The following is a 9,650-nucleotide window of genomic DNA, read 5'->3' as shown; positions in this document are numbered from 1 at the left end:
TCAACCCGATCCCACGCATCACCCCCAAACACCCGATCCCGCAACGACCAACCCACAAACGGCGACAACGCCACCTCACACTCCGCCATCCGCTCGGCAAAAACAGCAGACTGCTCCCACAACTCCCGCGCCATACCCACCCACTGCGAACCCTGACCCGGAAACACGAACACCACGGAGCCGGGCTCCTCCGCCACGCCACCGACGACGTCGGGTCCGGTGTCGCCGGTCGCCAGGGCGGTCAGCCCGTCCACCAGAGCGTCCCGGTCGCCGGCGACGACGGCGCGGTGCTCGAACGCGGCACGCGTGGTGACAAGGGCGTGTGCCAGGTCGAGCGGCTGGGTGACGCCGTCACGCAGCAACGGCAGCAGTTGCCCGGCCTGGTCATGCAGGGCTTGTGCGCTGCGGGCGGACAGCACCAGCGCGACCGGACCCGGATGCGGTGCGCCCCGGTCGACGGGTTCGATGGCGGGGGGTTCCTCAAGGATCAGATGCGCGTTCGTACCACTGATCCCGAACGACGACACACCCGCACGCCGCGGCCGATCCCCCCGCTCCCACACCACCGAATCAGCCAACAACGACACCGCACCAGACGACCAATCCACAAACGGCGACGGCTCATCCACATACAACGTCTTCGGCAACACACCATGACGCAACGCCTCAACCAACTTGATCACACTCGCCGCACCCGCCGCAGCCTGCGTATGACCAATATTCGACTTCACCGATCCCAACCACAACGGCCGCCCAACCGGCCGACCCTGCCCATACGTCGCCAACAACGCCTGCGCCTCAATCGGATCACCCAACCGCGTCCCCGTCCCATGCGCCTCAACCACATCCACATCACCCGGACCCAAACCCGCATCCGCCAACGCCGCCCGAATCACCCGCTGCTGCGACAACCCATTCGGCGCCGTCAAACCATTCGACGCACCATCCTGATTCACCGCCGAACCACGAACCACCGCCAACACCCGACGACCACCCGCCAACGCATCCGACAACCGCTCAACCACCAACACACCAACACCCTCAGACCAACCCGTACCATCCGCCGCCGCCGAAAACGACTTACACCGACCATCCGCAGCCAACCCACCCTGCCGCGTAAACTCCACAAACGACGTCGGCCGCGCCATCACCGTCACACCACCAGCCAACGCCAAACCACACTCACCCCGCCGCAACGCCTGCACCGCCAAATGCAACGCCACCAACGCCGACGAACACGCCGTATCCACCGTCAACGCCGGACCCTCCAAACCCAAAACAAACGACACCCGCCCCGACAACACACTCCCCAAATTCCCCACCAACCGCTGACCACCAACATCATCAGAACCCTCCAAAACCAACTCATACTCATGACTCAACACCCCAGCAAAAACACCCGTCCGCGACCCCCGCAACGACAACGGATCAAAACCCGCCCGCTCAAACGCCTCCCACGCCGCCTCCAACATCAACCGCTGCTGCGGATCCATCGCCAACGCCTCACGCGGAGAAATACCAAAAAACTCCGCATCAAACTCCGCCACATCATGAACAAAACCACCCTCACGCGCAGCCGACCGACCCACACCACCAGGATCCGAATCAAACAACCGCCCCAAATCCCAACCCCGATCCACCGGAAACCCCGAAACCCCATCCCCACCCGAAAACACCAAATCCCACAAACCCTCCGGCGACACCACCCCACCCGGAAAACGACACGCCATACCAACAATCGCAACCGGCTCACCCACAGCCGCCACCAACTCACGATTCTGCCGACGCAACCGCGAAGACTCCTTCACCGACTCCCGCAAAGCAGAAACCAACGCCTCACGCGACATCTCCCCCGAACCGCCACCCAACACAACCATCACGACTCAACACCCTCGATCGCCAAACGGACCAAATCCGCAACATCCATGTCATCGATCAGACCGTCGTCCTTCGCCACGGTGGCGGAGGCGCCGGCCTGGGCACCGAGCAGCGCCAGCAGACCCGGCAGCAGACCCGCTTCACGCAGCCGGCTCACCGGCACCGCGGCGAGCTCGCGGCGGAAGCGGGCCTCGTCGAAGTCGTCCTGCTCGGGCTCCTCGGGCGCGGTGAGGAGCTCGGCCTGCAACAGCCTGGCCAGCACAACCGGTGTCGGGTGATCGAACACGACGGTCGGCGGCAGGTTCAGCCCGCTGGCCCTGTTGAGCCGGTTGCGCAGTTCCAGAGCGGTGAGCGAGTCGGCACCGAGCTCGATGAAGGTCCGGTCCCGCGGCACTTTGCCGGCGCCGGTGTATTCGAGCACCGCGGCCGTCTCGACGCGGACGAGGTCCAGTAGCGCCTTCTCCCGGTCGCGCGGGCTCAGCGTGGCGAGTCGCCGCAGGAGCAGATCCGAGTCGGCGACGCGTTGCTGTGGTATCCGCCGGGCGCGTACCAGGCCGCGCAGCAGGGGCGCGGGGTCCGCACCGAGGGCGCTCGTCTCCACCCGCACCGGTACGACGTGGTCCGCGTCGTGGCCGAGGGCGATGTCGAACAGGCGCAGTCCGTCGGCGTCGCTGAGCGCGCCGAAGCCGAAGCGCGCGACCCGGGCGAGGTCCGTCGCGCTCAGGGTGGCCGCCATGCCGCTGTCCGCCCAGGCTCCCCAGCTCAGCGAAACGGCGGGCAGTCCTTGCTCCCGCCGGTGCCGGGCCAGCGCGTCCAGGAACGCGTTGGCCGCGGCATAGCCGGCCTGCCCGGCGTTGCCGTAGACGCCCGCGATGGAGGAGAACAAGACGAACGCGGTCAGGCCCGCGTCGCGCGTGAGCTCGTGCAGGTTCCACGCGGCGTCAACCTTGGGTCGCAGTACCCCGTCGACGCGCTCTGTGGTGAGCGCGCCGATGATCCCGTCGTCGAGGACGCCCGCGGCATGCACCACGGCGGTCAGCGGATGCGCGGCTGGGATCGAGGCGAGCAGCCGACCGAGCGCGTCGCGGTCGGCGACGTCGCAGGCCGCGATGGTGACCTCGGCGCCGAGCCCGGTCAGGTCGGCGCGCAGCTCCCCGGCACCGGCGGCCCGCGCGCCGCCGCGGCTGACGAGCAGCAGGTGCCGCACTCCGTGCTCGGTGACGAGGTGACGGGCGACGAGCCGGCCCAGCGCACCGGTCGCGCCGGTGACGAGCACGGTGCCGTGCTCCGGCCACGACGGAAGGCCGGCGGCTGTGGCGGCAACGGGGGCGAGCCTGGCGGCCAGCGGGACCCCGTCGCGGACGGCGAGCTGCGGCTCGTCGGCGCCGAGGACCTGTGGCAGGGCCCGCACGGACGCCGGCTCGGCGTCGGTGTCCACGAGCACGAACCGGCCGGGGTTCTCGGTCCCGGCCGTCAGCAGCAAGCCCCGGGCCGCCGCGGCCGCCAGGTCCGTGACGGTCTCGCCGGGCGTCGCCGCGACCGCGCCACGCGTGACGGCGATCAGCGGGGCAGCGGCGAACCGGGTGTCCGCGAGCCAGGTCTGCGCGAGCGCCAGCGACTCGTGGCACGCGGCGTGGACCGAGGCGGCCACGTCGGCGCCGTTCATGCTTCCGGCGCCCGTCAGCGGGAGGAGCACCGCGTCCGGGACGGTGGCACCCGCGTCCAGCGCGGCGGCCAGCGCCGTCAGGTCCGGGTACGTGCGGGCCTGCTGCCCGGCGGCGGCCAGCTCCAGCGCCAGGTCCTGGCGGTCGCCGAGGACCGCCCACACGGCCGTGGCCGGCTCGGCCGGGACCGCCGTCCAGTGCACCTGGAACAACGGATCCGGCTGCCGGCCGAGCTGGTTCGCGCTGACCGCACGGAGGGTCAGCGACTCCACCGAGACGACCGGGCGGCCACCGTCGTCGGTCAGCGTCAACGACACGGCGTCCGGCCCGATCGCAGCGACCCGGACCCGGACGGAGGACGTCCCGCCGGAATGACGGCGTACCCCGGTCCAGACGAACGGCAGCCGGGTCTGCCCGGTATCCGGCAACGCGCCCAGTCCGATCGCATGCAGCGTCGAGTCGAGCAGCACCGGGTGCAGCCCGTATCCGCCGGCCTGCCGAGCCTCCTGTTCGCCGAGGCCGATCTCGGCGAACACCTCGGTGCCGCGCCGCCACACCGCGCGCAGCCCCTGGAAGGCGGGACCGTAGTGCAGTTGGCGCTCGGCGATCTCGTCGTACCAGCCGTTCAGGTCGACCACCTCGGCCTCGACGGGAGGCCAGACGGCTGGGAAGTCGACGGTGACCGGGTCGCTCGAGGAGATGGTGCCGCCCGCCACCTGGTTCCAGTCGCCGGAACCGGTGGGGCGGGCGTGCACGGCGAGCGACCGCCGCCCGGCCGGGTCGGCCTCGGCGACGAGGACCTGAACGTCGACCGCGCCACTCTCCGGCAGACCCAGCGGGGCCAGCATCGTCAGCTCGTCGAGGGTGTCGGCGCCGAGGTGAGCAGCGGCCTCGAGCGCCAGTTCCACCAGCCCCGCGCCGGGGAACAACACGTTGTCCCCCACCCGGTGATCGGTGAGCCAGGGGTGGGTGTCGCGGGCGAGCCGTCCGGCCAGCAGCAGGGTGTCGGTGCCGGCCGGGCGTACGGCCGCGCCGAGCAGCGGATGGCCGACAGCGTCGAGGCCGAGATCGGTCGCATCGGCGGGCCCGCGCCGCGCCGGGCTCGGCCAGTGACGCTTGCGATCGAAGACGGAGGTGGGCAGGTCGACGCGCCTGGCGCCGGTGTCGGCGAGCAGGGCCGCCCAGTCCGGCACGAAGCCCCGCACGTGCAGCCGCGCGAGGGCGATCAACAACGACCGCTCCTCCGGCTGTGCCTTGCGCAGCGCCGGTACGAGCTCGGGCGTCGTGCCCTCGATCTCGGCGACGCACTCCTGGCCCATGGCGGTCAGCACGGCGTCGGGGCCGATCTCGAGATACGTCCTGACCCCGATGTCCTGGAGATGGCGCACGGCGTCGCCGAACCGCACCGCTTCCCGCGCGTGCCGGACCCAGTAGTCGGCCGAGCCGATCTCCGCCGCGGATACCGACTCCCCGGTCAGGGTGGACACCAGCGGCAGGCTGGGCGAGTGATAGGTCAGCGTCCGCGCCACGACCCGGAACTCGTCGAGCATCGGGTCCATGCGAGGCGAGTGGAACGCGTGACTGACCCTCAGCCGTCGCGTCTTGTGGCCCTGCGCGGCGAGCCGATCGGCGATCTCCAGCACCGCGTCCTCGTCGCCGGACAACACGACCGCCTGCGATCCGTTCACGGCCGCGATCGCGACACGCCCGGTCCGCCCGATCAGCAGGGCGGCCACCTCCTCCTCGGTGGCGCGGACGGAGACCATCGCGCCGCCTTCGGCAAGCGCCTGCATGAGCCGGCCGCGCGCCGCGACGAGGGTGGCCGCGTCCCGCAGCGAGAGCACCCCGGCCACGTGCGCCGCGGCGATCTCCCCGATCGAGTGGCCGGCGACGCGGCGTGGCCGGATGCCGGCGTGCCGGAGCAACCGGAACAGGGCGACCTCGAAGGCGAACAGGCTGGGCTGGGTGAAGACGGTCCGGTCGAGCAGCTCCTGGTCCCCCGACGCCAGCACGTCCCGCAGCGGCCGGCCGAGCTGGTCGCCGAAGGCGTCGCAGACCTCGTCAAGTGCCTTGGCGAAGACGGGGAAACGAGCGGCGAGCTCCCGTCCCATGCCGGCGCGCTGTGCCCCCTGTCCCGCGAACAGGAACGCGAGGTCCCCACCCGGGGGCGTGCCCTGAACGACCCGGGCATTGGTACCGCCTCCGGCGAGCACCTCGAGGTCGTCGAGCATGGTGTCGCGGTCGTCGCCGATGATGACGCCCCGGTGCGACAGCGTGGCGCGGGTGGTGACGAGCGAGAAGCCGACGTCGGCGGGACGCTCCCGCGGACGGGCGAGCAGGTGGGAACGCAGCCGCTCGGCTTGGCGGCGCAGGGCCTGGGGGCTCGCCGCGGAGACGGGCCACACGACGGTGCCGGAGGTCTCGGCGCTGCCGGCGTCGGTGCTGTCCGGTTCGTCGACGGCGGGGGGTTCCTCAAGGATCAGATGCGCGTTCGTACCACTGATCCCGAACGACGACACACCCGCACGCCGCGGCCGATCCCCCCGCTCCCACACCACCGAATCAGCCAACAACGACACCGCACCAGACGACCAATCCACAAACGGCGACGGCTCATCCACATACAACGTCTTCGGCAACACACCATGACGCAACGCCTCAACCAACTTGATCACACTCGCCGCACCCGCCGCAGCCTGCGTATGACCAATATTCGACTTCACCGAACCCAACCACAACGGCCGCCCAACCGGCCGACCCTGCCCATACGTCGCCAACAACGCCTGCGCCTCAATCGGATCACCCAACCGCGTCCCCGTCCCATGCGCCTCAACCACATCCACATCACCCGGACCCAAACCCGCATCCGCCAACGCCGCCCGAATCACCCGCTGCTGCGACAACCCATTCGGCGCCGTCAAACCATTCGACGCACCATCCTGATTCACCGCCGAACCACGAACCACCGCCAACACCCGACGACCACCCGCCAACGCATCCGACAACCGCTCAACCACCAACACACCAACACCCTCAGACCAACCCGTACCATCCGCCGCCGCCGAAAACGACTTACACCGACCATCCGCAGCCAACCCACCCTGCCGCGTAAACTCCACAAACGACGTCGGCCGCGCCATCACCGTCACACCACCAGCCAACGCCAAACCACACTCACCCCGCCGCAACGCCTGCACCGCCAAATGCAACGCCACCAACGCCGACGAACACGCCGTATCCACCGTCAACGCCGGACCCTCCAAACCCAAAACAAACGACACCCGCCCCGACAACACACTCCCCAAATTCCCCACCAACCGCTGACCACCAACATCATCAGAACCCTCCAAAACCAACTCATACTCATGACTCAACACCCCAGCAAAAACACCCGTCCGCGACCCCCGCAACGACAACGGATCAAAACCCGCCCGCTCAAACGCCTCCCACGCCGCCTCCAACATCAACCGCTGCTGCGGATCCATCGCCAACGCCTCACGCGGAGAAATACCAAAAAACTCCGCATCAAACTCCGCCACATCATGAACAAAACCACCCTCACGCGCAGCCGACCGACCCACACCACCAGGATCCGAATCAAACAACCGCCCCAAATCCCAACCCCGATCCACCGGAAACCCCGAAACCCCATCCCCACCCGAAAACACCAAATCCCACAAACCCTCCGGCGACACCACCCCACCCGGAAAACGACACGCCATACCAACAATCGCAACCGGCTCACCCACAGCCGCCACCAACTCACGATTCTGCCGACGCAACCGCGAAGACTCCTTCACCGACTCCCGCAAAGCAGAAACCAACGCCTCACGCGACATCTCCCCCGAACCGCCACCCAACACAACCATCACGACTCAACACCCTCGATCGCCAAACGGACCAAATCCGCAACATCCATGTCATCGATCAGACCGTCGTCGTCCTCCACCGCAGTGGCGAAGGACAACGGGACGGGCGAGTCGCCCTCGGCACCGCCGGTCAGCTCCCGCACCAGATGCCGGGCGATCTCGATCGGGCGGGGATGCTCGAAGACCAGCGTTGCCGGCAGCCGGAGTCCTACGGCCTGGCTGAGGCGGTTGCGCAGGTCGACCGCGGTCAACGAGTCGAGACCGAGCTTGTTGAAGGCACGATGCACGTCGACGGATTCCGGCCGGTCGTGGCCCAGGACGGCAGCGACCTCGGCGCGGACGAATTCGGCCACCAGCCACTCGCGGTCCTCCGGTTCCACGAGAGCGGCGAGTCGTCCCCGCAGATCGGGCCTGTCCTCGGCGGTCGCGGCACCGCGGCGCGGGGCACGGATCAGACCTCGCCACAGCGGAGGGAGGCTCACGCGATCGCGCTGCGCGGACAGGTCCAGGCGCATGGGAGCGACGGTGGCCCGGCCGGTGGTGAGGGCGGCGTCGAGCAACGCCAGCGCCTCCTCGTCGGGCATCGCGGCGAGGCCATTGCGGGCCAGCCGCCGGCGGTCCGCCGACGAGAGCCCGCCCGTCATCCCGCTCGCCGCTGCCCACAGCCCCCACGCGAGGGACAGCGCCGGCTGGCCCGCCGCGTGCCGGCGCACCGCCAAGGCGTCCAGGAAGGCGTTGGCCGCGGCGTAGTTGCCCTGTCCGGCCCCGCCCAGCACGCCGGTGGCCGACGAGAACAGGACGAACGCCGACAGGTCGTGATGCGCGGTCAGGTCGTGCAGGTGCCACGCCGACGCGGCTTTCGCCCGGAAGACCGTGTCGACGTTCTCCGCCGACATGTTCGCCACCGTCGCGTCGCGCAGGACGCCCGCCGCGTGCACCACCGCCGACAACGACGGCACAGCCGCCAACGCCGACGCCAGCGCCGGGCGGTCGGCCACGTCACATGCCACCACGTCGACTCGGGCCCCGGCGTCGCTGAGCTCCGTCACCAACGCCGCCGCGCCCGGGGCGGCCGAGCCCCGGCGCGACAGCAGCACCAGATGCCGCACGCCCCAACGCCGCACCAGATGCCGCGCCACCAGACCGCCCAGGGTCCCGGTGCCGCCGGTGATCAGCACCGCGCCGTCGCCCAGGACGGTCATGCCGTCGCCGTCGCCGTCGCCGGTGATGATCGAGGCCAGCCGTGCCGCCGACGCCTGGCCAGACCGCACGATCATCTGGTCCTCTGAGCCCAGCAGGTCCCACACGCCCGACGCGCCGAGCACCCCCGGCAGGTCGGCTCCCGGGTCGCCGCCCACGTCGACCAGCGCGAACCGGCCCGGATGCTCCAGCTGCGCCGAGCGCACCAGGCCCCAGACCGCCGCACCGGCCGGATCCGGCACCGCCTCGCCGACGGCTCCGCGGGTCACCACCACCATCCGGGAGTCCGTGAATCCGTCGCGCCCCAGCCACTCCCGCGTCGCGGAAAGGACCCGCCACACCGCGGCGGCGGCGTTCCCGGGCAGATCCGGGCCGGTATCGAGGGTGCGGCAGTCGACGAGCACGGCACCCGCCGCGACGGTCGGCGTCGCCGCACCCGCCCAGGCCACCCACGGCAGGGACACGTGGGCGGAGCCCGTGACGGGGGTCCACCGAACCTCGTAGAGGCCGTCGGCGCGGCGCACGGCGGCGAGTTGGTCGGGCGCGACGGGGCGTACCGTCAAGGAATCGACCGTCAGGACAGGGTCGCCCTGCGAGTCGGCGACGGACACCGAGACCGTCTCGCCGCCCAGACGAGCAATCCGCACCCGCAGGGCGAGTCCGCCGGTGGCGTGCAGGCGGATGCCGGTCCAGGCGAAGGGCAGGACCGTCGGCCCGCTGAGGAAGCCGGGAAGCAACATGGCGTGCAGCGCGGCGTCGAACACGGCTGGATGCACGCCGTAGCGCTCGTCCGGCGCCTCGGTGTTCATGGGCAGGGCCACCTCGGCGAAGACCTCGCCGTCGCGGCGCCAGGCCGCCCGCAGTCCCTGAAACGCCGGACCGTAGCGGTATCCGCGCTCTCGCAGATGGGCGTAGAAGTCGTCGACGGGGACAGGCTCGGCGCCGGCGGGGGGGCCAGGACACCGCCAGTCCTTCGCCCGGCTCGGGACGCCCGGCCTCGGCCAGGGTCCCACCGGCGTGCTGGGTCCATCCGCCCGGC

At 70.2% G+C, this 9,650-nt stretch carries 3 protein-coding genes; all 3 read right to left on the bottom strand.

The window, feature by feature from the left end; translation table 11 throughout:
- Positions 1-1,880 (bottom strand): type I polyketide synthase (locus tag ABT297_RS29630; RefSeq protein WP_502885664.1); only part of this gene is annotated, 1,880 nt, incomplete at its 3' end.
- The gene (locus ABT297_RS29625) at positions 1,877-7,411 is read right to left on the bottom strand and encodes a type I polyketide synthase (protein WP_502885667.1); all 5,535 of its coding nucleotides are present in this window, start codon (positions 7,409-7,411) and stop codon (positions 1,877-1,879) included. The genes ABT297_RS29625 and ABT297_RS29630, both read right to left, overlap by 4 nt.
- Entirely contained in the window at positions 7,411-9,624 is a 2,214-nt protein-coding gene (locus ABT297_RS43225) for a type I polyketide synthase (protein WP_502885666.1), read from the bottom strand. Before ABT297_RS43225 ends, ABT297_RS29625 begins: the two co-directional genes overlap by 1 nt.
- Positions 9,625-9,650: the final 26 nt, after the last annotated feature.

Source organism: Dactylosporangium sp. NPDC000555 (assembly GCF_040300025.1).
Classification (GTDB): domain Bacteria; phylum Actinomycetota; class Actinomycetes; order Mycobacteriales; family Micromonosporaceae; genus Dactylosporangium.
Note: the sequence above shows the minus strand (reverse complement) of the source record. Positions and strands in the feature narration are given on the sequence as shown.